This is a genomic window from Belnapia arida, from assembly GCF_016773205.1.
In the GTDB taxonomy this organism is placed as follows: Bacteria; Pseudomonadota; Alphaproteobacteria; order Acetobacterales; family Acetobacteraceae; genus Belnapia; species Belnapia arida.
This window is the reverse complement of record NZ_JAETWB010000006.1, coordinates 80,490-101,869: the sequence shown is the minus strand read 5'-3', so window position 1 is coordinate 101,869 and position 21,380 is coordinate 80,490. Positions and strand designations below refer to the sequence as shown.

The 21,380-nt window shown below is 69.6% G+C and carries 23 protein-coding genes; 9 read left to right on the top strand and 14 right to left on the bottom strand.

Going from position 1 to position 21,380, the window contains the following annotated elements; genetic code table 11:
- Positions 1 to 5: 5 nt before the first annotated feature.
- The 6 genes from serA to aroQ form a co-directional block, all read right to left on the bottom strand.
- A complete protein-coding gene (gene serA, locus JMJ56_RS14970; protein ID WP_202832568.1) occupies positions 6 to 1,253 on the bottom strand; it encodes a phosphoglycerate dehydrogenase in 1,248 nt (415 codons plus the stop codon).
- Positions 1,254 to 1,293: 40 nt separating this feature from the next.
- Positions 1,294 to 2,067: a TRM11 family methyltransferase gene (locus JMJ56_RS14965; protein ID WP_202832567.1), complete on the bottom strand. Its 774-nt coding sequence runs from the start codon at positions 2,065 to 2,067 to the stop codon at positions 1,294 to 1,296.
- On the bottom strand, positions 2,060 to 2,731 hold the full coding sequence (gene aat, locus JMJ56_RS14960) for a leucyl/phenylalanyl-tRNA--protein transferase (protein ID WP_202832566.1): 672 nt from the start codon (positions 2,729 to 2,731) through the stop codon (positions 2,060 to 2,062). Before aat ends, JMJ56_RS14965 begins: the two co-directional genes overlap by 8 nt.
- Before the next feature lie 150 nt (positions 2,732 to 2,881).
- Complete coding sequence (gene accC / locus JMJ56_RS14955) at positions 2,882 to 4,234, bottom strand: acetyl-CoA carboxylase biotin carboxylase subunit (RefSeq protein WP_202832565.1); 1,353 nt, start codon at positions 4,232 to 4,234, stop codon at positions 2,882 to 2,884.
- 2 nt (positions 4,235 to 4,236) lie between these two features.
- Entirely contained in the window at positions 4,237 to 4,725 is a 489-nt protein-coding gene (accB, locus tag JMJ56_RS14950; protein ID WP_202832564.1) for an acetyl-CoA carboxylase biotin carboxyl carrier protein, read from the bottom strand.
- A gap of 8 nt (positions 4,726 to 4,733) precedes the next feature.
- A complete protein-coding gene (gene aroQ / locus JMJ56_RS14945; protein WP_202832563.1) occupies positions 4,734 to 5,198 on the bottom strand; it encodes a type II 3-dehydroquinate dehydratase in 465 nt (154 codons plus the stop codon).
- Between the two features lie 144 nt (positions 5,199 to 5,342).
- Between aroQ and thiS the strand changes: the two genes are divergently transcribed.
- The 4 genes from thiS (at position 5,343) to JMJ56_RS14930 (ending at position 8,426) form a co-directional block, all read left to right on the top strand.
- On the top strand, positions 5,343 to 5,531 hold the full coding sequence (thiS, locus tag JMJ56_RS33870; RefSeq protein WP_328702385.1) for a sulfur carrier protein ThiS: 189 nt from the start codon (positions 5,343 to 5,345) through the stop codon (positions 5,529 to 5,531).
- Between the two features lie 3 nt (positions 5,532 to 5,534).
- The gene (locus JMJ56_RS14940; protein ID WP_043364586.1) at positions 5,535 to 6,341 is read left to right on the top strand and encodes a thiazole synthase; all 807 of its coding nucleotides are present in this window, start codon (positions 5,535 to 5,537) and stop codon (positions 6,339 to 6,341) included.
- Positions 6,342 to 6,786: 445 nt separating this feature from the next.
- Complete coding sequence (locus JMJ56_RS14935; protein WP_202832562.1) at positions 6,787 to 7,917, top strand: type III PLP-dependent enzyme; 1,131 nt, start codon at positions 6,787 to 6,789, stop codon at positions 7,915 to 7,917.
- A gap of 44 nt (positions 7,918 to 7,961) precedes the next feature.
- Positions 7,962 to 8,426 (top strand): Lrp/AsnC family transcriptional regulator, encoded by a 465-nt coding sequence (locus JMJ56_RS14930; RefSeq protein ID WP_043338641.1) that lies wholly within the window; start codon positions 7,962 to 7,964, stop codon positions 8,424 to 8,426.
- Between the two features lie 6 nt (positions 8,427 to 8,432).
- On the opposite strand, the gene JMJ56_RS14925 is transcribed toward JMJ56_RS14930, so the two are convergent.
- A complete protein-coding gene (locus JMJ56_RS14925) occupies positions 8,433 to 9,272 on the bottom strand; it encodes a hypothetical protein (RefSeq protein ID WP_202832561.1) in 840 nt (279 codons plus the stop codon).
- A gap of 5 nt (positions 9,273 to 9,277) precedes the next feature.
- Positions 9,278 to 10,861 carry an ABC transporter substrate-binding protein gene (locus tag JMJ56_RS14920; RefSeq protein WP_202832560.1) on the bottom strand — a complete coding sequence of 528 codons (1,584 nt, stop codon included), beginning with the start codon at positions 10,859 to 10,861 and terminating at the stop codon, positions 9,278 to 9,280.
- Positions 10,862 to 11,140: 279 nt separating this feature from the next.
- Between JMJ56_RS14920 and JMJ56_RS14915 the strand changes: the two genes are divergently transcribed.
- The 5 genes from JMJ56_RS14915 to JMJ56_RS14895 are packed head-to-tail and all read left to right on the top strand — an operon-like array spanning position 11,141 to position 16,623.
- Positions 11,141 to 12,730: an ABC transporter substrate-binding protein gene (locus JMJ56_RS14915; RefSeq protein ID WP_202832559.1), complete on the top strand. Its 1,590-nt coding sequence runs from the start codon at positions 11,141 to 11,143 to the stop codon at positions 12,728 to 12,730.
- On the top strand, positions 12,727 to 13,701 hold the full coding sequence (locus JMJ56_RS14910) for an ABC transporter permease (RefSeq protein ID WP_043338646.1): 975 nt from the start codon (positions 12,727 to 12,729) through the stop codon (positions 13,699 to 13,701). Before JMJ56_RS14915 ends, JMJ56_RS14910 begins: the two co-directional genes overlap by 4 nt.
- The gene (locus JMJ56_RS14905; RefSeq protein WP_202832558.1) at positions 13,698 to 14,612 is read left to right on the top strand and encodes an ABC transporter permease; all 915 of its coding nucleotides are present in this window, start codon (positions 13,698 to 13,700) and stop codon (positions 14,610 to 14,612) included. The genes JMJ56_RS14910 and JMJ56_RS14905 overlap by 4 nt, the downstream gene beginning before the upstream one ends.
- Positions 14,609 to 15,589, top strand: coding sequence for an ABC transporter ATP-binding protein (locus JMJ56_RS14900; protein ID WP_202832557.1), 981 nt, complete (start codon positions 14,609 to 14,611; stop codon positions 15,587 to 15,589). Before JMJ56_RS14905 ends, JMJ56_RS14900 begins: the two co-directional genes overlap by 4 nt.
- The gene (locus JMJ56_RS14895; protein WP_202832556.1) at positions 15,586 to 16,623 is read left to right on the top strand and encodes an ABC transporter ATP-binding protein; all 1,038 of its coding nucleotides are present in this window, start codon (positions 15,586 to 15,588) and stop codon (positions 16,621 to 16,623) included. The genes JMJ56_RS14900 and JMJ56_RS14895 overlap by 4 nt, the downstream gene beginning before the upstream one ends.
- Before the next feature lie 112 nt (positions 16,624 to 16,735).
- Here the strand turns inward: JMJ56_RS14895 and JMJ56_RS14890 are convergent, their stop codons facing one another.
- The 6 genes from JMJ56_RS14890 to JMJ56_RS14865 all read right to left on the bottom strand — a co-directional run bounded on the left by JMJ56_RS14890 (position 16,736) and on the right by JMJ56_RS14865 (position 21,285).
- Entirely contained in the window at positions 16,736 to 17,914 is a 1,179-nt protein-coding gene (locus JMJ56_RS14890) for an MFS transporter (RefSeq protein WP_202832555.1), read from the bottom strand.
- A gap of 22 nt (positions 17,915 to 17,936) precedes the next feature.
- The gene (locus JMJ56_RS14885; RefSeq protein WP_202832704.1) at positions 17,937 to 18,716 is read right to left on the bottom strand and encodes an NAD kinase; all 780 of its coding nucleotides are present in this window, start codon (positions 18,714 to 18,716) and stop codon (positions 17,937 to 17,939) included.
- A gap of 38 nt (positions 18,717 to 18,754) precedes the next feature.
- Entirely contained in the window at positions 18,755 to 19,630 is an 876-nt protein-coding gene (locus JMJ56_RS14880; protein WP_202832554.1) for a carbon-nitrogen hydrolase family protein, read from the bottom strand.
- 61 nt (positions 19,631 to 19,691) lie between these two features.
- The gene (locus tag JMJ56_RS14875) at positions 19,692 to 20,033 is read right to left on the bottom strand and encodes a hypothetical protein (RefSeq protein WP_202832553.1); all 342 of its coding nucleotides are present in this window, start codon (positions 20,031 to 20,033) and stop codon (positions 19,692 to 19,694) included.
- Positions 20,034 to 20,039: 6 nt separating this feature from the next.
- Complete coding sequence (gene moaA / locus JMJ56_RS14870) at positions 20,040 to 21,032, bottom strand: GTP 3',8-cyclase MoaA (protein WP_202832552.1); 993 nt, start codon at positions 21,030 to 21,032, stop codon at positions 20,040 to 20,042.
- Between the two features lie 97 nt (positions 21,033 to 21,129).
- Positions 21,130 to 21,285 carry a DUF3553 domain-containing protein gene (locus JMJ56_RS14865; RefSeq protein ID WP_236037801.1) on the bottom strand — a complete coding sequence of 52 codons (156 nt, stop codon included), beginning with the start codon at positions 21,283 to 21,285 and terminating at the stop codon, positions 21,130 to 21,132.
- Positions 21,286 to 21,380: the final 95 nt, after the last annotated feature.

The window sequence follows — 21,380 nt, the reverse complement described above, 5'->3', positions numbered from 1 at the left end:
GAGGCCTACTCCCGCTCGTAGATCAGCCTTGCCCGCACCGTGCCGGGCAGGGCACGCAGCTCGGCGAGGATCGCCTCCGCCTGATCCCGCGCCTCGACGCTCTCGACCACGACGTAACCCAGCTCGGCCTGGGTCTGGTAGTACTGCGCGGCGATGTTGAGGCCGCGCCGGCCGAAGGCCTCGTTGATGCGGGAGAGCACGCCCGGTGCGTCACGGTGGACATGGATCCAGCGCGCGCCGGTCGCCCTGGCCGGCAGCTGGACCTGCGGGAAATTCACCGCCCCCATGGTGGCGCCGGTGTCGCTGAAGTCGATCAGCGTCCGCGCCACCTCCTGGCCGATGCGGGACTGCGCTTCCTGCGTGCTGCCGCCGATATGCGGGGTCAGGATGACGTTGGGCAGGCCCTGCACCGGGCTCTTGAACGGCTCGCCGTTGCGGGCCGGCTCCACCGGGAAGACATCGGCGGCGAAGCCGAGCAGGTGGCGGTCGCGCAGGGCCTGGGCAACGGCTTCGAGATCGACCAGGGAGCCGCGGGCATTGTTGATGAGGATGGAGCCGGTCTTCATCCGGGCGACCTGGGCCGGGCCGATCATGCCGACCGTCTCCGGCGTCTCCGGCACATGCAGGGTGACGATGTCGGCCTCGGCCAGCAGGTCGCCGAGGCTGGCGCAGGGCCGGGCATTGCCATGCGGCAGCTTGGTGGTGTGGTCGAAATAGATCACCCGCATGCCGAAGGCCTCGGCGAGGACCGAGAGCTGGCTGCCGATATTGCCGTAGCCGACGATGCCGAGGGTGCGGCCGCGCACCTCGTAGCTGCCCTCGGCCGACTTGTCCCAGCCGCCTTGATGCGCGGAGCGGGAGCGGTCCGGGATGCCGCGGAGCAGCATCACCACCTCGCCCATGACCAGTTCGGCGACCGAGCGGGTGTTGGAGAATGGGGCGTTGAAGACGGGGATGGCACGGAGCGCCGCCGTTGCGAGATCGACCTGGTTGGTGCCGATGCAGAAGCATCCGACCGCGATCAGCCGGTCCGCCGCCTCCAGCGCCGCCGCCGTCAGCTGCGTGCGCGAGCGAATGCCGAGGAGGTGGATGCCGTGCAGCGCCTTGATGAGGTCGGGCCCGTCCAGCGCCTTCGGCATGCGGGTGACGTTCTCGTAGCCGGCGGCTGCCAGCAGCTCCACCGCGCTGTCGGAAATGCCTTCCAGCAGGAGGACGCGGATGCGGTCCTTGGGGAGGGAGAGGCGGTCGGACATCGAGGGCTCCCAGGGGGAAACGGGGGCGCTTCTTGCGCCCTTACGCGCCCGTCGCCAAGCCCGGCGCGCGGAGGATCAGGGCCCGGGTCCGGTAGCGGGCGACGGACTGGCCGGGCGGGACCTTCTGGAAGACCAGGAAATAGCTGTGGTTCTTCCGCGCATGCACCTGGCGGAGCAGGCGCGCCACCCCCGGCCGGTTGGGCCGGACCAGCACGAAGAGGTCGCGAGCATAGAAGCCGAGCTCGGCAAGGCCGGTGACGATCTGCACATGGGTCAGCTCCTGCCGGTTGGCGCTGACCTCGTCCTGGCATTTGACGATGAGGATGCCGTGGTCGCGGAGCACCCGCCGCGCCTCGGCGGCGGCGGCGAGGTAGAGGTCGAGCACCGCCTGATGCCAACGTCCGCCGCCCGGCGCCGCACCCTCGCCGCCGGCGGCGTAATAGGTGCGAAGTCCGGCATGGCTGCCGAGCCCGCCGCGCGTAGCGGATTTCGGTCGGAGCAGCCCTTCCATATAGGGCGGGTCGAGCACCAGGGCGTCGAGGCTGCCATCGGCATAGGGGAGGGCGCGGCAATCCGTCCCGGTGGCGAGGTCGGAGGGCAGGACCCGGTAGAGCCCCTCCGGCACCTGCTGCCAGAAGACGCCCTGGCCATAGGTGACATCGGCAATGAGCGCGCCGGGCGGGACGTGCAGCGCCAGGATGCGCGGGAAGAGCGCGGCATTCCCTCCGGCATGGGCAGAGAGCACCACATCCGCCGTCGCGCTGCCGCCCTGGACCCGCCTAGCGCGCGGCGGGGCCTCCGTCGCCTCATCCATGTGGGGCGGGGCGGAGGGCGCGGATCTCGGCGTCCAGTAGGCCGGAATCGGGGGCGATGTACCATTCGGCGCGCATTGTCACCGCTTGGGCGAGGCGGCGCTTGTAGTCGGGGCGGGGAATCTCATGGGCGCCGAACTGGGCCAGGTGCTCGGTCAGGAACTGGCTGTCGAGAAGGATGAAGCCGCCCAGGCGGAGGCGCGCGACCAGATGCACCAGCGCCACCTTCGAGGCATCCCGCGCCCGGCTGAACATGCTCTCGCCGAAGAAGGCGGCGCCGAGGACGACACCGTACAGCCCGCCGACCAGCCGCCCCTCCTGCCAGACCTCGATGGAATGCGCGTGTCCCTGCTTGTGGAGCGCGAGGAAGAGATGCTCGATCTCCGGGTTGATCCAGGTGTCCTCCCGCCCCGGCGCCGCGGCGGCGCAGCCGGCAATGGCGGCGGCGAAGTCACGGTCGGCGGTGACCTCGTAGGGACCGGAGAGGACGGTGCGCAGCAGCCGCCGCGGCAGGTGGAAGCCCTCATCGAGCGGGATGACCCCGCGCCGCTCCGGGTCCAGCCAGTAAAGCCGGTCGCCGCCGCGGCTCTCCGCCATGGGGAAGAGCCCCGCGCGATAGGCGCGGAGCATCAGCTCCGGCGTGATGTCGATATGGCGGCGGCTCATGCGGGGGCGGCCGACCGGGGCGAGGCGCCATCGCGCGTGAGGCCACCCTGGCCGGTTCGATGGGGGAAGCGCTCCTTCGCCTCGGCGATGCTGTGGCGCGGCATGGGGGCAGCATAGCCAGCCGCCTCACCCGTCGCCACCGTTTCCCTGTCAGCCCTGCGCGAGGCGGCGGGCGACGAAGCGCTCGAGCCAATGGATGGTGTAGTCGCCGGCCCGGAATTCCGGATCCTCCATGATGGCGAGGTGCAGCGGCAGGGTGGTCTTGATGCCGTCCACCACCATCTCGGCGAGGGATCGCCGCAGACGGGCAATGGCTTCTGCCCGCGTCGCGCCATGGACGACCAGCTTGGCGATCAGGCTGTCGTAATGCGGCGGCACCGCGTAGCCGGAGTAGAGGGCGCTGTCGACGCGCACCCCGAGCCCGCCCGGCGCGTGATAGGTGTGCACCCGGCCGGGGGAGGGGGCGAAGGTGTCGGGGTCCTCGGCGGTGATCCGGCATTCGATGGCATGGCCGTGGAAGCGGATTTCCGACTGTTCGTAACCCAGCGCCTCGCCGGCGGCGACACGGAGCTGCTCCTTCACCAGGTCGATGCCGCAGACCATCTCCGTCACCGGATGCTCGACCTGCAGGCGGGTGTTCATCTCGATGAAGGCGAACTGCCCGTCCTGCCAGAGGAACTCGAGCGTGCCGGCGTTGCGGTATCCGAGCTCGCGCAGCGCCCGCGTCACCTGCGCGCCCAGCGCGTCGCGCTCGGCGGCGTTCAGCACGGGGGAGCCGGCCTCCTCCACCAGCTTCTGGTGGCGGCGCTGGAGCGAGCAGTCGCGCTCGCCGAAATGCACGACATTGCCGTAGGTGTCCGCCAGGACCTGCAGCTCGATATGGCGCGGCCGGTCGAGGTATTTCTCGAGATAGACCTCGTCATTGCCAAAGGCGGCCTTGGCCTCGGTGCGGGCGACGCGCCAGGCTTCCTCCAGCTCGTCCTCCGAGCGGGCGACCTTCATGCCGCGCCCGCCGCCGCCGGCGGCCGCCTTGATGAGGACGGGGTACTTCACCTCCGCCGCCACCTGCCGCGCCTCCTCGATGGAGGCCAGCGCCCCGAGGCTGCCGGGGACGAGCGGCACGCCGAGCCGGCGCATCGCGTCCTTCGCCTGGATCTTGTCGCCCATCATGCGGATATGGGCGGGCGAGGGGCCGATGAAGGCGAGGCCATGGGCCTCCACCATCTCGGCGAAGGAGGCGTTCTCCGAGAGGAAGCCGTAGCCGGGGTGCACCGCATCCGCGCCGGTGATGGCGGCGGCCGAGAGGATGGCGGGGACGTTCAGGTAGCTGTCGCGCGCCGCGGGCGGGCCGATGCAGACGCTCTCATCGGCGAGGCGCACATGCATGGCGGAGGCATCGGCCGTCGAATGCACGGCGACGGTGCGGATGCCCATCTCCTGACAGGCGCGGTGGACCCGCAGCGCGATCTCGCCGCGATTGGCGATCAGGACCTTGCCGAACATGGCTATTCGACGATCAGCAGCGGCTCGCCATATTCGACCGGCGTGCCGGTTTCGACGAGGATGCGGGTGACGGTGCCGGCGCGGGGCGCGCGGATCTGGTTGAAGGTCTTCATGGCTTCGATCAGCAGCAGGGTCTGACCCTGCGCCACCTTGGCGCCGACGGTGACGAAATTCGGCTGGCCCGGCTCCGGCGAAAGATAGGCGACGCCGACCATTGGCGAGGCGACGAGGCCCGGGTGCTTGGCATCCGGCACCTCGGCCTCGACGGTGACGGGGGACAGGACCGGTGCGGCGGCTGGCGGGGCTGCTTGCGGCAGCAGGCCGGCAGGCCAGGCCATGGGCGCCGCAGCCTGCTGCGGGGCAGGGGGCTTCCGGGCCACCCGGATGCGGCTGTCCTTCTCGACCAGCTCGATCTCGGTCAGGTCGGTGTCTCGCAGGATCTGGGCGAGGGCGCGAATCGCCTCCGGGTCGAATTGGATGCCGTTGCTCATGCCTGTTCCTAAGCCTCGCCGTCTGGATCGTCGGCGCCGACCAGCCCGGCCATCGCCTCGAGCGCCAGGGCATAGCCCTGCACGCCGAGCCCTGCGATCACCCCGGTGGCGGCCTTGGAGACGAAGCTGTGGTGCCGGAATTCCTCCCGGCGGTGGATGTTGGTGATGTGGACCTCGATGACCGGCAGGTCGACCGCCAGCAGTGCGTCCATCAGCGCGATGGAGGTGGTGGTGTAGCCGGCGGGATTGATGACGATGCCCGCCGCCCGGCCGCGGCATTCCTGTACCCAGGTGATCAGCTCGCCCTCACCATTGGTCTGGCGGAAGTCGATAGCGAGGCCGAGCCCCTCCGCCACCTCGGCGCAGAGCGCCTCGACATCGTCGAGGGTGGCGGTGCCGTATTTCTCCGGCTCCCGCATGCCCAGCAGGTTGAGGTTCGGGCCATTCAGGACGACGACCAGCGGGGGCGACATGGATGGGTTCCAGCGGGCGGTTCGGGGCGGTTGCGCTAGCACGGAGGGGTTTCGGGGGGCAAGCAGATGAGGGCTGGGGCCCGCCTTGTCCTCCGCCCCCGGCTTCGCCACATTCGTCTCATGGAGGACCGGATCCAGATTACCGTGAACGGCGAGCCCCGGCAGGAGTCGGCGCCCGTCACCCTGGCCGAGCTGCTGGAGCGGATCGGGCTCGACACGCGCAAGGTCGCGGTCGAGCGCAACCTCGAGATCGTCCCCCGCTCCACCTATGCCGCGACGCGGCTCGCCGCCGGCGATCGGCTGGAGATCGTGCATTTCATCGGCGGAGGCTGAACCATGGACGGATTGCCACAGCCGGCTCTCGAGGAGAGCTGGGAGGTTGCCGGGCTGCGCTTCCGCTCGCGCCTGATCGTCGGTACCGGGCGCTACAAGGACCTTGAGGAGACCGGGCGGGCGATCGATGCCTCCGGCGCCGAGATCGTCACCGTCGCCGTGCGCCGGGTCAATCTCGGCGACCCGAAGGCGCCGATGCTGCAGGACTACGTCGACCCCCGGCGCTACACCTACCTGCCGAACACCGCCGGCTGCTTCACAGCCGAGGATGCCGTCCGCACCCTGCGCCTCGCCCGCGAGGCGGGGGGGTGGAACCTGGTGAAGCTCGAGGTGCTGGGGCCGCCGCCCTTCCTCTACCCGGACATGCGAGCGACCTTCGAGGCGCTGGAGGCGCTGCTGAAGGACGGCTTCCAAGTCATGGTCTACTGCTCGGACGACCCGGTCGCGGCGCGGCGGCTGGAGGAGATGGGCGCGGTCGCCATCATGCCGCTCGGGGCGCCGATCGGCTCCGGCCTCGGCATCCAGAACCCGGTGATGATCCGGGCGATCATCGAGCAGGCGAAGGTGCCGGTGCTTGTCGACGCGGGAGTCGGCACCGCCTCCGACGCGGCCTTCGCCATGGAACTTGGCTGCGACGCGGTGCTGATGAACAGCGCCATCGCCCATGCGCAGGATCCGGTGCGGATGGCCCGCGCGATGAAGGCGGCGGTGGAGGCAGGACGGCAGGCCTTCCTCGCCGGGCGGATGCCGCGGCAGCACGCTGCCGACCCGTCGAGCCCGCTGGCCAAGGGAATTATCGGGCGGAATTAGGGCTACGGAGGCGCCCTGGCGAACCATTGCCGATTCGTCGGCGGCAATTTTCCCTGCCCTTTCGCTTCCCGGCAGGGCGATCAGCGGCCGGTGCGCAAAGCTTCCGACGGAGTTTCCGGCCACCCACGAAGGTGGCTGGAAAAAAATCTGGGCCGGCCTGCATTTTCCGCTTTCCACCCCTTGGGGTGGGGCCTATATGCCGGCCTAGACGCAGTACGCACGTGCCTCTGGCCCCAGGCCCACGGAACCCGGCGCCCCTCCACAACGGCGCAGACTAGGGACGGTCACCGCGGCGCAAGGTTTACGCAACGACGTCAAGCGTTCTGGCAACCCCGTGCGGCGCAGGCCGTGCGGTCCGTTTGGTCGCTGGTTCGTTCGACCGTTTCGTCAATCTGGGGCCGCCGCCCGATCCGGGGCGGTCCTACTGTTAGTAGGGAATAGTGCGATGACCCCCAAGGTCTCCCGCTTCCTGCGCGACCACGCGCCGGCCACGCCTTGCCTGGTCCTCGATGTCGACCGGGTCGAAGAGAACTACCGGCGCCTGATGGCCGCCCTCCCGCTCGCCCGCATCTACTACGCCGTGAAGGCCAATCCGGCCGCGCCGGTGCTGGAGCGCCTGGTCGGCCTCGGCTCCTCCTTCGACGCCGCAAGCTGGGAGGAGATCGAAGCCTGCCTCGCCGCCGGCTCGCGCCCCGAAGGCATCAGCTTCGGCAACACGGTGAAGAAGGAGAGCGCGATCCGCGCCGCCTATGCCGCCGGCGTCCGCATGTTCGCCTTCGACAGCGAAGCGGAGCTTCGCAAGCTCGCCCGCTCTGCCCCCGGCGCCCGCGTCTACTGCCGCATCCTGGTCGGCAACGTGGGTGCCGAGTGGCCGCTGTCGAAGAAGTTCGGCTGCGAGCTGGAGATGGCGCGGGAGCTGATGATCCTGGCCGGCGAGCTCGGCCTCGACCCCTTCGGCCTGTCCTTCCATGTCGGCAGCCAGCAAACCCGGACCGACGCCTACGAGGCGGCGATCGCCAAGGTCGCCATGCTCTTCACCGACCTCCGCGACGCGGGCGTGAAGGTGCGGATGGTCAACCTCGGCGGCGGCTACCCGGTGCGCTATCGCTCCGAGGTGCCGGAGATCGACGATTTCGGCGCGGCCATCATGGGCGCGATGACCGAGCATTTCGGCAATGCGCTGCCGGAGATCGTCATCGAGCCCGGCCGCTTCATGGTCGGCGATGCCGGCGTGGTCAGCGCCGAGGTGGTGCTGGTGTCGCGCAAGGCGAAGGACGATCCCGTGCGCTGGGTCTATCTCGATATCGGCCGTTTTGGCGGGCTTGCCGAGACCGAGGGCGAGGCGATCAAGTACGCCTTCCGCACGCCGCATGACGGTGAAGTTGACGGCCCCGTCACCATCGCCGGCCCCACCTGCGACAGCACGGACACGCTCTACGAGAAGGCCAACTACCGCCTGCCGCTCTCGCTCGACTGCGGCGACCGGGTGGAGCTGCTGGCCACGGGCGCCTACGTGACCACCTATGCCAGCCAGGCCTTCAACGGCTTCCGGCCGCTGGCCGAGCATTACGTCTGATTCTTTCCGTTTCCAAGGCGGCATCGGGCGCATAGTCTTGCGTCATGGATGAAATCGACCGGAACATCACCGTCGCGCTGCAGCTCGATGGCAGCGCGGGGCTGGCGGAGCTGGCGAAGGTGGCGGGGCTTTCCGTCTCGGCCACCGCGGAACGGGTCAAGCGGCTGGAGGAGCGCGGCGTCATCCGCGGCTGGCGGGCCGATCTCGACCCGGTCGCCGCCGGCTGCCCGCTGCTGGTGCATATCCTCGTCACCGTGGCGCCTGGGCGGGACGAGGCCGCCTTCCGCAAGGCCATGCGGCGGCAGGAGGCGGTTCTGGAATGCCATGCCATTACCGGTGACTGGACCTACCTGCTGAAGGTGCGGCTGGCCGACCTGCCGGCGCTCGACGCCTTCCTCAATGACGAGTTGCGCGCCCAGTCGGGCGTGCAGCGGGTGGAGACGCTGCTCGCCATCGCCACGGTGAAGGAGACCTCCATCCTGCCGGTGGCGCCGGCGACGGAGGAATAGGCGGCCTCACATGGCCGGCTCGAAGCCGGCCTCGGCCGAACGCTCGGCGAGATCGAGGCTTTCTGCGAAATTGTCGCGCCGGACAAGGTTCGTGGCGGCCAGCCGCCGCAACTCCGCCTGAGGCCCGACTGCCTCGGTGACGGGCGCGCGGCGTTGCTGCAGCACGGTGAATGCGCCGAGCTGGCCATAGCCCCAGGCCCGCAGCCCGCCATCGACAAGGCCGAAGCCGCCGGTCGCCGGACGCAGCGACACCTCGGTCCCTGCCGACACCCGCCCGACCTCAGGTGCCCTGAGATCCGGCCGCAGCCGCAGGGCGACCGGGGCGGAGGCGACGGCCCTGACCGGTGCGTCGCGCGCGGCCCGTTCGGCCAGCAGGGCGGCGGCGGTGCCGGGCGCGGCGCGCTCAACCGCGGCTTCGAGGCGGGCGCTGCGCTCGCTCAGGCGTTGGCGAAGCTGCTGCGCGCGCCGGAGATCGGCGCGCAACCGCCCCGACGCTGCGGCGAGCCGGACCGAGGCTTCGGCCCTGGGGACGACATTGCTGGCGGCATCGGCGCGGATCACCCGCACTTCGGTCCAGCGGCAGTAGAGCAGGGCATCGAAGGCGATCTGGAGGCGATCGATCGCGGCATTTTCCCGCGCCAGCTCGCCGGCCAGTTCCTCGGCGTCCGGCGGTCCCTGGCGCCGCGGCGGCTCGCCGAGGAGGTCGCCCGCCGAGACGAAGACAACCACTTGCGGGCCGCAGGAATCGGCCGGATCGGCCGCCGCCAGCCCGGGCGGCGGCTGGCGCGGCACGCAGCCCGAGGCCAGCGCCAGGGCGAGGCCGACTCCGAGTGTGCGGAACCGCATCGCCCTTACCGCGCCGCTCGCACGGCCATCGCCGTGGTCCGCTCGTCCATCCGCGCATCGTAGGTGAGGCCCTTGCGCAGCGCCCAGCTGTTGACGAGCTGGAAGAGCGGGATGATGGCGACGTCGTCCGTTGCCATCTTCACCGCCTCGCGCAGCAGCTGCTCGCGTTGCCGGTCGTCGATGGTCGCGGCGGCGCGGGCCGTGGCGGCGTCGAGCTCCGGGTTGGAATAGCGGCCGCTGTTGCTGGCGCCGGTCCGCCGCTCGCGGTCATAGGTGCCGAGGATGTTGACCAGCGCGTAGCTCGCCTCGCCGGTCACGCTTCCCCAGCCCGAGAGGCGGATGGCGTATTCCTGCCGGTTGGAGCGCTGCGAGAAGCTGGCCCAGGGCACCGCCTCCACCTCCGTGCGGATGCCGATGCGGGTGAACATCTGTGCCACGCCCTGCGCCGTCTTGGCGTCGTTCGGGTAGCGGTCGTTCGGGCTGTGGAGGGTCATGCGAAAGCCCTGCGGGTAGCCGGCCTCGGCCAGCAGCCGCTTCGCCCCGTCCGCATCGAAGGCTAGTGGGCGGACATCCGGGTTGTAGCCGAAGGTGCCTTCGGGCAGCCATTGCCCGGTCGGCTGGGCGGTGCCCTCCATCACCCGCTCCGCCAGCGCCTGGCGGTTAATCGAGAGCGAGAGGGCGCGGCGCACCCGCACATCGTTGAAGGGGTTGGCGGCGAGCGGCTTGCCGTCATTGTCGCTGGTGAAGGGCACGTCCCGCTGCCGCGAATGGTCCATCACCAGGTAGATGAGGCGAAGGCCCTGGATTTCGGAGATCGTTACCTTCTGGTCCCGCCGCATCCGCACCAGATCGGTCGACGGCACCTGGTCGATCAAGTCCACGTCGCCCGCCAGCAGTGCCGCAGTGCGCGCGCCGTCATTGCTGATGAAGCGGTAATTCACCCGGGCCCAGGGCTCCGGTCCGCGGAAATAGGCCTCATTGCGGGCCAGCTCGGTGCGGTCGCCGGAGCGGTAGGCGACCATGCGGTAGGGGCCGGTGCCGATCGCCGCGCGGCCGCTGTTGAAGTCCTCAGTGCTCGCGCCCTCGGCCGCATGGCGGGCGATGACGGCGACGGAGGCGAGTTCGGTCGGCAGCAGCGGATGCGGCTGCGCGGTATGGAAGCGGACGGTCAGCGGGTCGATCACCTCCACGCGCTCGATGGCACGGACGAAGCCCCCGAAGCCGCCCGGGCTGCCGGGGACGTTCGGCGCGCGCTGGATGGTGAAGGCGACATCCTCGGCGGTGAAGTCGCGCCCGTCATGCCACTTCACGCCGGGGCGGAGCTTGAACTCCCAGACCGTCTCACCGATCACCCGCCAGCTTTCGGCGAGGCCCGGATAGGGCTGGGCCCGCGCATCCCGCTCCACCAGCCGGTCGAAGACGTGCATCGCCAGGCTGTTGTTGGGCGAGGCGTTGTAGAAATGCGGGTCGACCGAGGTGACGGACCCGCCGATGCCGATATTCAGCGTGGCCTCGCCAGTCTGTGCGACGGCGGGGGCAGCGAGGAGCAGGGCGGCAAGGCCGAAGCCGGTGGCGTTGGGTCGTGTCATGAATGTCTCCGGGATGGCGGAGAGACTACCGGCCGTTCCGCCCTGCGCCAACCGCTTGGCACCAGCCTTGCGAACAGGCAGGGACGAGCCGCGATACGGTCCTGGCCTGGCGCCCGGGTGCCCGTTCTCGCGTCAAGACGGCGGAGCCCTGCCACGCTCCTGGGCAGGCCGCCTCCGCACCATGCAGTGATGACGCCCGGATGTGGCGCCCCGAGGGAAGCTGGCGAGAGGATGACCGGAATGCTAACTTTCGCGCCGCTGGGGCTTCCGAGGGACACAATGACAGGATTTCGTCACGCGGCCGGTTTGGCCGCCGGCCTGGCAATTGCCGGCCCGGCCCTGGGACCGGCGACGGCGCAGACCCTCACTATGGGCGTCGGCGCGCCCGTCACCTCGATCGACCCGCACTACCACCAGCTTTCGCCGAATACGGCGGTGGCGGAGATGATCTTCAGCGCGCTGACCGAAACGGATTCGCGTGCCCGCATCACGCCAGACCTGGCGGAGAGCTGGCGCCCGGTGTCCGACACGGTCTGGGAGTTCAAGCTCCGTCAGGGCGTCACCTTCCACAACGGCTCACCCTTCACCGCGGAGGATGTGGCCTTCACCTTCGAGCGGGTGCCGAAGGTGCCGAACTCACCCTCCTCCTATGCCATCTACACCCGGCCGATCACCCGGGTGGAGATCGTGGACAGCTACACGCTCCGGCTGCACACCGCCTCGCCCTATCCGCTGATGCCGACCGATCTCGCCAGCGTGATGATCCTCGACCGCGAGACGCATGCGAATGCGACGACCGAGGGGTTCAACGCCGGGCCGATGGCCGTAGGCACCGGGCCTTTCCGCATGGTCAGCCATCGCAACGGCGACCGGATCGAGTTCGAGCGCAACGACAACTACTTCGGCCCGCGCCCGGCCTGGAGCCGCGTCACCTATCGCATGATCACCAACGATGCGGCGCGCACCGCGGCGCTGCTCGCCGGCGATGTGGACGTAATCGACCAGGTGCCGACCAGCGACCTCGCCAAGCTCCGTGGCGACCAGCGGCTGACGCTGGCCGAGACCACAGGCCTGCGGGTCATCTTCCTCAGCTTCGACCACATGCGGGACGATGCCTCGCCCTTCGTCACCGACAATGACGGCAAGCCCATCCTGCGCAACCCGCTGCGAGACCCGCGGGTGCGGCGGGCGCTCTCCACGGCGATCGACCGCAACGCCATCACCGAGCGGGTGATGGAGAGTGCCGCCATCCCGGCCGGGCAATTCCTGCCGGAGGGGAGCTTCGGCTATGTCCCCGGCCTCAACCCGCCGCGCTTCGACACGGAGGCGGCCAAGCGGCTGCTGGCCGAGGCGGGCTTCCCGGGGGGCTTCCGCATCACCCTGCACGGGCCGAACGACCGCTATCCGAACGATGCGCGCATTATTCAGGCCATCGGCCAGATGTGGACGCGGGCCGGCGTGCGCACGGCGGTCGAGGCGCAGCCCTGGACCACTTTCGTCGGTCGCGCAGCGCGGCAGGAGCTCTCGGCCTTCCTGATCGGCTGGGGTACTTCCTCCGGCGAGGCATCCAACCCGCTGCGCAACCTGACCGCCACCTTCGACCGCGAGAAGGGCTATGGCGCGTCCAACCGCGGCCGCTACTCCAACCCCGAGGCGGACCGTATCCTGGAGCAGGCCATGCGCGAATTGGACGATGCGAAGCGCGAGGCGCTGTTGCAGCAGGCGACGCGCCTCGCCATGGAGGATGTCGGCATCGTGCCACTGCACATCCAGAAGAATGCCTGGGCCATGCGCCGCGGCTTCGCCATGGAGGCACGGGCGGATGAGCTGACGCGGGCGCAGGACGTCCGCCCGGCGGCCGCGCGATGACCGCCTTCCTGCTCCGCCGCCTGATCCAGGCGGCCGCCGTCGTCCTCGTCATGTCCCTGCTGGTCTTCCTCGGCGTCTTCGCCGTCGGCGACCCGATCGAGATCCTCATCAGCCCCGAGGCCGATCAGTTCGAGCGGGAGCGTGCCGTCAAGGCGCTCGGCCTCGATTTGCCGCTCTGGCAGCAATACCTCGTCTTCCTCGGCAACGCGCTGCGGGGCGACCTCGGCCGCTCCTTCGTCTTCAACGAGCCGGCGCTGAAGCTGATCCTCGAGCGCATGCCTGCGACGCTGGAGCTCGCCATCGGCGCCACCGTCGCGGCGCTCATCATCGGCCTGCCGCTCGGCCTCTATGCCGGGCTGAAGCCGAACAGCCCGGTCAGCAAGGGCATCATGGCGACGAGCATCCTCGGCTTCTCGTTGCCGACCTTCTGGGTCGGGCTGATGCTCATCATGGTCTTCGCCGTGCAGCTCGGCTGGTTGCCGAGCACGGGGCGGGGCGAGACGGTGACCATCCTCGGCATGCGCTGGTCCTTCCTGACGAGCGACGGCATCGCCCACCTCATCATGCCGGCGTTGAACCTGGCGTTGTTCAAGATCAGCCTCGTCATCCGCCTGACCCGCGCGGGGGTTCGGGAGACGATGCTGATGGATTACGTGAAATTCGCCCGCGCCAAGGGGCTCAGCCCCGCCCGGGTGACCTTCGTGCACGTCTTCAAGAACATCCTGATCCCCGTCGTCACCGTGGTCGGGCTGGAGTTCGGCGGGACCATCGCCTTCTCGGTGGTGACGGAGAGCGTCTTCGCCTGGCCGGGCATGGGCAAGCTCATCATCGACAGCATCAACGTGCTCGACCGGCCGGTGATGGTCGCCTATCTGATGATGATCGTGCTGCTCTTCATCACCATCAACCTCGTCGTCGACATCACCTATTCCCTGCTCGATCCCCGCGTCCGGCTGGAAGGCAAACAATGAGCAGCACCACGGCAACGAGGGTTCCCGCGGCGCCGCGGGTCGAGACGCCGTTCCAGCGCTTCGTCTCGGAATTCGCCGCCTCACGCATCGCGCTCCTCGGGCTGATCCTCTTCCTCGCCATCGTCGCAATTGCGGTGTTGGCGCCCTGGATCGCACCGCAGAATCCCTACGACCTCGCCCAGCTCGACATCATGGACGGGCGGATGGAGCCCGGCACGGTTGGCGGCGCCGGCTTCACCTATTGGCTCGGCACCGATGACCAGGGGCGCGACATGCTCTCGGGCATCATGTACGGGCTACGCATCTCGCTGATCGTCGGCGCGGGCTCCGCCATCATTGCCTGCTTGGTCGGAGCCTCGCTGGGGATGCTGGCCGCCTATGCCGGCGGGCGGACGGACAGCCTCATCATGCGGCTGGTCGACCTCCAGCTTTCCTTCCCGGCGATACTCGCGGCGCTGATGATCCTCGCCTTCCTCGGCAAGGGCATCCTCAACGTCGTCTTCGCGCTGGTGATCGTGGAGTGGGCCTATTACGCCCGGACGGTCCGCGGCTCGGCGCTGGTCGAGCGGCGGCGGGAGTATATCGAGGCGGCGCAGTGCCTCGCCCTGCCGACGCGGCGCATCATCTTCCGCCATCTGCTGCCGAACTGCCTGCCGCCGCTCATCGTCGTCGGCACCATGCAGGTAGCACGCGCCATCGCGCTGGAGGCGACGCTCTCCTTCCTCGGCCTCGGCGTGCCGATCACCGAGCCCTCGCTCGGCCTCCTCATCTCCAACGGCTATGAGTACATGTTGAGCGGGAAGTACTGGATCAGCTTCTATCCCGGCATCGCCCTGCTGGTGACCATCGTCTCGATCAACCTGGTCGGCGACCAGTTGCGCGACGTGCTGAACCCGAGGCTGAAGCGATGAGCGCGCCGACCCTCGAGGTCCGCAACCTCCGGACGCACTTCTTCACGCGCGGCGGCGTGGTGAAGGCGGTGGACGACGTCTCCTTCACCGTCGAGGCCGGCAAGGTGATGGGCCTCGTCGGCGAGAGCGGCTCGGGCAAGACCGTCACCGGCTTCTCCATCCTCGGCCTGGTCGATGCCCCCGGCCGCATCGCCGGTGGGCAGATCTTGTTCAAGGGACGCGACCTGGCGACGCTGCCGGAAGCCGAGATGCGGGGCCTGCGCGGCAACCGCATCGCGATGATCTTCCAGGACCCGATGATGACCCTCAATCCGGTCCTGCGCATCGACACGCAGATGATCGAAACGGTCCTCGCCCATGCCAAGGTCAGCCGCGAGGAGGCCCGCCAACGGTCCCGGGACGCCCTGGGGCAGGTCGGCATCCCTAGCCCCGACGAGCGGCTCAAGGCCTACCCGCACCAATTCTCGGGTGGCATGCGCCAGCGCGTCGCCATCGCCATCGCCCTGCTGCACAAGCCGGACGTGATCGTGGCGGACGAGCCGACCACGGCGCTCGACGTCACCATCCAGGGCCAGATCCTCGCCGAGGCGCAGAAGCTCTGCGCGCAGTTCGGGACCGCGCTCGTCTGGATCACGCATGACCTCTCGGTCGTCGCCGGCCTCGCCGACGACATCGCCGTGATGTATGCCGGCAAGGTGGTGGAGAGCGGGCCGGTCACGCAGGTGCTCGATGCGCCGCTGCACCCCTATACGCTCGGCCTGATCGGCAGCGTGCCGAGCCGCAACCGCCGTGGCGAGCCGCTGCGGCAGATTCCCGGCATGACGCCCTCCCTGCTCAACCTGCCGGCAGGCTGCGCCTTCCGATCCCGCTGCCCGCGCGCCGAGCCGGGCTGCGCCGAGCCGCCGCCCATGGCCGAGTACCGTCCGGGCCAGCATGCCCGCTGCATCCACCCGCATCAGGAGGCCGTGGCGGCATGAGCGAGACCCTGACCGCGCTCCCCGCGACGGAGACACTCGCCGACCCGATCATCGAGTTGCGCGGCGTCTCCAAGCGCTTCTCGAAGACCCTCGACTTCGCCGGACGCATTGCCAAGCGCCTCGGCGCCAACCTGCGCGAGGAGGTGGTGCATGCGGTGGACGGCCTCGACCTCACCATCCGCAAGGGCGAGGTGGTGGGCCTTGTCGGCGAGTCCGGGTGCGGCAAGTCGACCCTCGGCCGCATGGTCGCCGGCATCATGCCGGCGAGCGAGGGCAGCATCCTCTGGCGCGGCCGCGACATGAAGAGCCTCAACGCGGCCGAGACGCGCGAGGCGAAGCTGCGGACGCAGATGATCTTCCAGGACCCCTACGCATCGCTCAATCCCCGGCTCAAGGTGCAGGAGATTGTCGGCGAGGCACCGCAATTCCACGGCATGGCGAAGCGCGGCGAGATCGGATCCTATGTCGACGAGCAGCTTCGCCGCGCCGGCCTCGACCCCGCGCTGAAGGCGCGCTACCCGCACCAGTTCTCGGGCGGCCAGCGCCAGCGCATCGGCATCGCGCGCGCGCTCGCGGTGCAACCGGAATTCCTGGTCTGCGACGAGGCGGTGGCGGCGCTCGACGTCTCCATCCAGGCGCAGATCCTGAACCTCTTCATGAAGCTGCGGCGGGAACTCGACCTCACCTACCTCTTCATCAGCCACGATCTCGGCGTGGTGGAGCATCTCTCCGACCGGGTCGTCATCATGTATCTCGGCCGCGTCGTCGAGGAGGCGCCTGCGGAGGAGGTCTTCCGGCGCCCGAACCACCCGTACACGAAGGCGCTGCTCGCCGAGGTGCCGCGGATCGAAGCGCGGAAGCGTGCCTTCGCCGGGGTGAAGGGCGAGATTCCCTCGCCATTGGACCCGCCTTCCGGCTGCCACTTCCATCCGCGATGCCCATTCGCTTTCGACCGCTGCCGGGTCGAACGGCCGGCGCTGCGGCCGGTCGGCCCGGCGCATCGCAGCGCCTGCCACCTGAACGACGCGGCATGAGGGGCCTGATGCTGCTCACCCTGCTGCTGCTGCTGGCCGCCTGTCAGCAACAGCAGGGCGGTGCGAGCGGGCCCTATGTCGGCGGCTCGGTCGGCACCAATCTGCGCGGGGATCAGCGGCTGCGCTGAGCCGCCGCCATGGCGAAGCAGCCGGCGCCGAGCGCTCCGAGCCCGGCCAGAAGCCAGGGCACCGGCCCGTAGCCGCCGGCACCTTCGGACATCAGCGCGATCAGCACCGGCGCGAGCGTTCGCGGCAGCACCGTCACCGCGGTCAGCGCGCCGGTGATGGCGCCATAGCCCTCCCGGCCGAGGATCTCGGCGACGCCTGCGGCGCGGACGATGGTCATCAGTCCATCCGCCATTGCCCAGCAGAGGACGTAAAGCAGCAGCCAGGCGAATTCAGGCGGCGCCAGCCCGAGCGCCAGCATGGCGACGGGTACGAGCGAGGAGGCCAGCCTGCCGACGCCCCGCATCGTTACCCGCCGCCCGAGGGTGAAGAGCGCCAGCCGAGCCGCCACCTGAAAAGGTCCATGCAGCGAGACGAGGACGATGATTGAGGCCTCCGGCAACCCTCGCTCGCGTAGCAGCGGGATGGCATGGGCGCCGAGCCCGACGCCGATGAAGGCATGTGCCGCCAGGGCGCCGGCCAGACCGAGGAAGGCCGGCCTTCGCATCGCCCGGCCGAGATCGAAGCCGCTGCCGCTGCGCACCTCCGTCCGCGGCCGGTCCGGCGGCAGCAGCCAGAGCGCCAGCAGTCCGGGAATCGCCTGCAGCCCCGCCAATACCAGCAGCGCATCGCGCCAGCCGAGGCGCTCGATCAGCAGCGCGGTCAGCGGGATGAAGACCGTCGCGGTGAAGCCGGTGATGAAGGTGATGCCGGTGATGGCGCGCACCGGGTCCCGCGCCTGCGCCACCACCACCGCCATGGCCGGGCTCCAGAGCGCCGTCGCCTGGGCGAGGCCCATCGCCCCCCAGATCGCCCAGTAGGCGGGAAGGGTGGAGACCTGCGACCAGGCCACCAGCAGCGCCGCCCCACCCCAGGCGCCGAGTGCCAGCAGCCATCGTCCGCCCCGCCGGTCCACCCATCGGCCGGCTGGCACGGCGGCGAGGCCCGAGATGAGCAACGCGAGGGTCAGCCCGGCATTGAACTCGGTGCGCGTCCAGCCAAGCTCCGCCTCGATCGGCGCGCCGAAGAGCGGGAAGGCGGCAAAGAGCGTGCCCCAGCCGATCAGCTGGCCCATGGCGATGCAGAGGATGAGGCGACGATCCGAAGCGGGCGGGCTGCCTTCCATGCGCCGGGACGAGCCGATGCCCTCAGACCGTGAACTGTTCGGCGATGATCCGCTCGCTCAGCCCGTGGTCCGGGTCGAAGAGCAGGGTGAGGGCAAGGCCGCGATCCTCCCGCACCTCGACCCGGCGGACGTCGCGCACCTCGGTATAGTCGGCGACGGCGGCCACTGGGCGCTTCGGGCCTTCCAGGATCTCGAAGACGACCTCCGCATCGCCCGGCAGCAGCGCACCGCGCCAGCGCCGCGGACGGAAGGCGGAGATCGGCGTCAGCGGCATGAGGTTGGCGCCGAGCGGCACGATTGGCCCATGCGCCGAAAGGTTGTAGGCGGTGCTGCCGGCCGGCGTCGCCACCAGGACACCATCGCAGATCAGCTCCGGCAGCCGCTCCTTGCCGTCGACCAGGATGCGGATCTTGGCGGCCTGACGGGTCTCGCGCAGCAGTGAGACCTCGTTGATCGCCGGGGCCTCGCGCACCGTGCCATCGGCCGAGGTGGCGCGCATGCGCAGCGGGTGCAGCATCGCCGCCTGGGATTCGGCCAGGCGCTCCGGCAGCGCATCCTCGCGGTAGTCGTTCATCAGGAAGCCGACGCTGCCGCAGTTCATCCCGTAGACAGGGAGGTTGCGGCCGAGCAGGCGGTGCTGCGTCTCAAGCATGCAGCCATCGCCGCCGAGCGAGACGATGGCGCGGGCGCGCTCCAGCGGCGCGTCGCCATAGCGGGCGACCAGCCGGGCCTTGGCGGCCGCGGCGACTTCGGTGGCGGCGGCGAAGAAGGCGATGCGCCCAACGAAATCCGCGGCGTCCAGGCGGACGGGTTGGGGAAAGGGCGCCGGCGGAAGCTCGCTCACGCGCCGCGGGCCGCGGCGTCGAGGTCGATGCGCCGCGCGGTTCGGTGCTCCATCACCGGCATGTCGCGGCGGACGCGGGCGGTGAGGGCGGGGTCGATCCTGGCCGTCGCCCAGCCGGTGCCGTCGGAGGCGCGGGCGACGACATGCCCCCAGGGGTCAGCCACCAGCGAATGCCCGTAGACGGAGCGCGGCTGCCCACGCTCCAGATACTGGCCGGTCGAGGCGGCAGCGATGATCCAGCACTGGGTTTCGATGGCGCGCGCCTTCAACAGCGGCTCCCAATGGTCCTTGCCGGTCTGGAGGGTGAAATTGGAGGGCACCAGGATCACCTCCGCCCCCATCCGCCGCAGCGCGACGTAATGCTCGCCGAAGCGCAGATCGTAGCAGATGGTGCAGCCGAAGGTGATGCCTCCGGCCTCGAAGGTCACCAGTCGGTCGCCGGCGCCGTAGAGGGCGCTCTCACGGTAGCCGGTGCCGTCGGGGGCCACGATGTCGAACATGTGGATCTTGCGGTAGCGGGCAATCTCGTGCCCCTCCGTGTCGAAGACGACGGTGGTGTTGTAGAGCTTCTCCGGGTCGTCCCCCGGCCCCGGCGCCTCGATCATGGAGCCGCCATGGAGGTGGATGCCGTGCTCCCGGGCAAGGCCGCGCATCAGCTCATAGGCCGGGCCACCGGAGTCGCCCGGGGCCGGTAGGACCTCGGCCGCCGCCTGCCGGCTCTCCCGGCCGCCGCCGAGGTTGGTCCAGGTCTCGGGCAGGGAGACGAGGCCCGGCCGGTCTGCCGCAACCGCGGCCTCGATCAGCCGCCGCGCCTGGTCGAAATTGGCCTGCTTCTCGCTGCCCTGGTTCATCTGGATGACGCTGACGCGCATCGCCCCACTCCGCCGGATGGGCGCATCAAGCCCCGGCAGGGGGCGGAGGGCAAGCCTCGGGTCAGTCGATCCGTGGCTCTGCCCGGCCGCGGCGCGAGGCCTCGGACCAGGAAGGCTGGCGCCTCGGCTCCGGCTGGGCCGGCGGCAGGTCCATCCAATCCTCGGAGACAGTGCTGCGGCGCGGCGCATCGGCCAGCCGCATGGCGATCAGACGCAGCTCGCCCTGGATCTCGTCGAGTTGGGCCTCGACCGTGTCGAGCCGTCCCTTCAGGCCGAAGACGCTGAAGGGCATCAGCAGATAGGCGAGGCCGACCAGCAGTAGGATCAGCAGCGCGAGCAGCCCGGTCCAGTCCGGCAGGCCAGGGATGGCGAGGCGGGATGCCAGATCCTGCAACAGGGCCATGGGGGGTCAGCCTCCGGTCACGCTCATATGCCGGGCGACGGCCGGCCTGGCCTCGCGCCGCTCGATGACGAAGTCATGGCCCTTCGGCTTCCGCAGCATCGCCGCCTCGATCGCCGCGCGGAGCCCCTCATCGCCGGCCCCCGGGTCTCGCAGCACCTGCCGCAGATCGGCCGCATCCTCCTGGCCGAGGCACATGTACAGGGTGCCGGTGCAGGTCAGGCGGACGCGGTTGCAGCTTTCGCAGAAATTATGCGTCATCGGGGTTATGAAGCCGATCCGCCTTCCGGTTTCCTTAACCGTGAAGTAGCGGGCCGGGCCGCCGGTGCGATAATCGGTCGGCTCCAGAGTCCAATGCTCGCGCAGGCGGTCGCGCACGACGGAGAGGGGTAGGTACTGGTCCATGCGGTCGCCGGTGATCTCGCCGAGCGGCATGGTCTCGATCAGGGTGAGGTCGAAGCCGTGCTCGCCGCACCAGGCGAGCATGCGGTCGTACTCGCCCTCATTCACGCCTTTCAGTGCAACGGCATTGATCTTGACCGCAAGCCCGGCCGTCTTGGCGGCAAAGATGCCATCCAGCGTCTGGCCGATTTCGCCCCAGCGCGTCACTGCCTTGAACATCGCCGGGTCGAGCGTATCGAGCGAGACGTTGATGCGGCGGACACCGGCCGCGTAGAGGTCATCCGCCATCTTCGGCAGTTGGGTGCCGTTGGTGGTGATGGTGAGCTCCTTCAGCCCGCCGGCCCCGATCCTTTGGCCCAGATTGCGGATGAGGCCGATCACCCCGCGTCGCACCAGCGGCTCGCCCCCGGTGAGCCGGATCTTCTCGACGCCAAGGCCGATGAAGGCGCCGCAAAGCCGGTCCAACTCCTCGAGCGTCAGCACCTCCCGCTTCGGCAGGAAGGTCATGTCCTCCGCCATGCAGTAGACGCAGCGGAGGTCGCAACGGTCCGTGACGGAGACGCGGAGATAGGAGATCCGTCGGCCGAACGGATCGATCATGGACAGGCTTCCCTCAGGACGAATGAACTATGCAAGTCCATTTGGGCCGCAACCCCCGTCACCCGCAACCCCCCGGCCCCTGCGGCACAGCCCCGCGTCAAGGCCATGGCTCGGCGACCGGCTCCAACGTCACTACGGAGGCGTTGATTAGGACCTTGCCGGCATGCTCGAAATTGACCGTCACCCGGTCGCCGATAACCGACTGAATTTGGCCGATCCCCCAATCGGGCTGGCCGGGATGGCGCACTCGCATGCCTGGTTCGAGTAGGCTCGGCACCTCGCTCCCCTTGCAGGACAGGCCGTGCAACGCTTCGCTAACGCCGACAGGGTAGCCCATGGGGCGGCCTA

Coding starts and splice junctions, on each gene's coding strand:
- JMJ56_RS14905 (WP_202832558.1), top strand. CDS start 13,698: ATGAGCAGCACCACGGCAACGAGGGTTCCCGCGGCGCCGCGGGTCGAG.
- JMJ56_RS14935 (WP_202832562.1), top strand. CDS start 6,787: ATGACCCCCAAGGTCTCCCGCTTCCTGCGCGACCACGCGCCGGCCACG.
- aat (WP_202832566.1), bottom strand. CDS start 2,731: ATGAGCCGCCGCCATATCGACATCACGCCGGAGCTGATGCTCCGCGCC.
- moaA (WP_202832552.1), bottom strand. CDS start 21,032: ATGATCGATCCGTTCGGCCGACGGATCTCCTATCTCCGCGTCTCCGTC.
- aroQ (WP_202832563.1), bottom strand. CDS start 5,198: ATGTCGCCCCCGCTGGTCGTCGTCCTGAATGGCCCGAACCTCAACCTG.
- JMJ56_RS14900 (WP_202832557.1), top strand. CDS start 14,609: ATGAGCGCGCCGACCCTCGAGGTCCGCAACCTCCGGACGCACTTCTTC.
- JMJ56_RS14875 (WP_202832553.1), bottom strand. CDS start 20,033: ATGGCCCTGTTGCAGGATCTGGCATCCCGCCTCGCCATCCCTGGCCTG.
- accB (WP_202832564.1), bottom strand. CDS start 4,725: ATGAGCAACGGCATCCAATTCGACCCGGAGGCGATTCGCGCCCTCGCC.
- JMJ56_RS14910 (WP_043338646.1), top strand. CDS start 12,727: ATGACCGCCTTCCTGCTCCGCCGCCTGATCCAGGCGGCCGCCGTCGTC.
- JMJ56_RS14930 (WP_043338641.1), top strand. CDS start 7,962: ATGGATGAAATCGACCGGAACATCACCGTCGCGCTGCAGCTCGATGGC.
- JMJ56_RS14895 (WP_202832556.1), top strand. CDS start 15,586: ATGAGCGAGACCCTGACCGCGCTCCCCGCGACGGAGACACTCGCCGAC.
- JMJ56_RS14865 (WP_236037801.1), bottom strand. CDS start 21,285: ATGCGAGTGCGCCATCCCGGCCAGCCCGATTGGGGGATCGGCCAAATT.
- JMJ56_RS14925 (WP_202832561.1), bottom strand. CDS start 9,272: ATGCGGTTCCGCACACTCGGAGTCGGCCTCGCCCTGGCGCTGGCCTCG.
- serA (WP_202832568.1), bottom strand. CDS start 1,253: ATGTCCGACCGCCTCTCCCTCCCCAAGGACCGCATCCGCGTCCTCCTG.
- JMJ56_RS14965 (WP_202832567.1), bottom strand. CDS start 2,067: ATGGATGAGGCGACGGAGGCCCCGCCGCGCGCTAGGCGGGTCCAGGGC.
- accC (WP_202832565.1), bottom strand. CDS start 4,234: ATGTTCGGCAAGGTCCTGATCGCCAATCGCGGCGAGATCGCGCTGCGG.
- JMJ56_RS14890 (WP_202832555.1), bottom strand. CDS start 17,914: ATGGAAGGCAGCCCGCCCGCTTCGGATCGTCGCCTCATCCTCTGCATC.
- JMJ56_RS14915 (WP_202832559.1), top strand. CDS start 11,141: ATGACAGGATTTCGTCACGCGGCCGGTTTGGCCGCCGGCCTGGCAATT.
- JMJ56_RS14940 (WP_043364586.1), top strand. CDS start 5,535: ATGGACGGATTGCCACAGCCGGCTCTCGAGGAGAGCTGGGAGGTTGCC.
- JMJ56_RS14920 (WP_202832560.1), bottom strand. CDS start 10,861: ATGACACGACCCAACGCCACCGGCTTCGGCCTTGCCGCCCTGCTCCTC.
- JMJ56_RS14880 (WP_202832554.1), bottom strand. CDS start 19,630: ATGCGCGTCAGCGTCATCCAGATGAACCAGGGCAGCGAGAAGCAGGCC.